The following is an 832-nucleotide window of genomic DNA, read 5'->3' on the forward strand; positions in this document are numbered from 1 at the left end:
CGGCCTTCTTGTAGTCTGAGATCGCTTTCTTAGCCTTCGAGACCGAAATGTCCTGCCCTCGAGAAATGTCTGGCCAGAGCCAGCGCGTGATCGACGTCTTGTAGGGGCTGAGCGTATCGGCGCCGAGCTCAAATCTCGCGTGAATAAACGCTTGGTTCTCTTTGCTGGCAGAGTAAAGATCTCGAAGCAGTGCCAAGACACCGTTGCGGTCAACGTCCGCTACTTTTGCTTTGACATCGGCCCAAGTTGGAGGTGTTTTCTTACTCGACACTTTCACTATTTAAGCATTCCTAAAAATCAAATACAAAGCGCTGCATTTTATCAGCCGAACGCAGACGTTGGCACCGTCGTGGGGTGGGCCGTCGGCCCACCCAAGTAGGCCAATCGACCCTACTCAAACCTCAGTCTGCTCGGCAATCTCAAGCGCGTCGTCGACCTCAATGCCGAGATAGCGTACCGTGCTTTCGAGCTTAGTATGCCCAAGAAGCAGCTGAACTGCCCGAAGATTTTTCGTCCTCCGATAGATCAACGTGGCCTTGGTCCGACGCATCGAATGTGTACCGTAGGCCGTGGAGTCCAGTCCAATCGAGTTTACCCATCTGGAAACGATCCGTGCGTACTGGCGGGTAGAGAGGTGAGGCACTGCTGAGACTCTACTCGGAAAAAGGAACTGAGCAGGGGTTAGACCTTGCTCGTCGATCCAGCCGAGAACAGACTGACGAGTTAGATCAGTGATTTCGAACTGGACAGGTCGTTGCGTCTTCTGCTGCATGACTATGGCACGGTGAAAAACACTTCTACCTTGTGCCACATCCTTCACCCGAAGGTTGAC

The 832-nt window shown here is 53.0% G+C and carries 1 protein-coding gene and 1 pseudogene; both read right to left on the reverse strand.

Translation table 11 applies throughout. The features are described 5' to 3' along the window. A pseudogene (locus ACHAC9_RS24490) lies at positions 1-277 on the reverse strand (hypothetical protein); the annotation flags it as partial. Positions 278-394: 117 nt separating this feature from the next. After that, the coding region (locus ACHAC9_RS24495; protein ID WP_435764416.1) for a tyrosine-type recombinase/integrase at positions 395-832 on the reverse strand (438 nt) is incomplete at its 5' end.

It is taken from the genome of Massilia sp. CMS3.1, assembly GCF_051262535.1.
In the GTDB taxonomy this organism is placed as follows: domain Bacteria; phylum Pseudomonadota; class Gammaproteobacteria; order Burkholderiales; family Burkholderiaceae_D; genus Telluria.